This is a genomic window from Thermomicrobium sp. CFH 73360 (assembly GCF_023806465.1).
Classification (GTDB): domain Bacteria; phylum Chloroflexota; class Chloroflexia; order Thermomicrobiales; family Thermomicrobiaceae; genus Thermomicrobium.
In genome coordinates, this window is record NZ_JAMSLS010000032.1 from 1 (window position 1) to 396 (window position 396).

1 protein-coding gene is annotated in these 396 nt (G+C 67.7%); it reads right to left on the reverse strand.

The annotated features are described in order from the left end of the window. Nucleotides 1-396 (reverse strand): methyl-accepting chemotaxis protein (locus NET03_RS13390; protein ID WP_252129385.1); only part of this gene is annotated, 396 nt, incomplete at both ends.

Below are 396 nucleotides of genomic sequence, written 5' to 3' on the forward strand. Positions count from 1 at the left end.
CCCCGTACCTGCTCCGCCGTCGAGGCCAACTCACTCGCCGACGCCGCATTCTCCTCCGCGATCGCCGCCGTGTCCTCCATCGTCGCCCGTAGCTCCACACTCCGTTGCGCTATCTCCTCCAGCACCTGCAAAAGCTCCCGGTTGCGCTCCGCAACCTCCTCCGCCGCCTGGTAAATCGCCCCGAACACCTGCCCAACCTCTCGTGCCTCCTCACTCACCTGGCTCACCGACCCCGCACTCTCCGCCATTGCCCCAACTGCCTGCTCAACGGTCCGTTGAATGCCCTGCACCATCTGCGCAATCTCCTGAGTTGAGGCCGCCGAGCGCTCCGCCAGCTTCCGTACCTCCTCCGCCACCACCGCAAACCCTTTCCCCGCCTCCCCCGCCCGCGCCGCC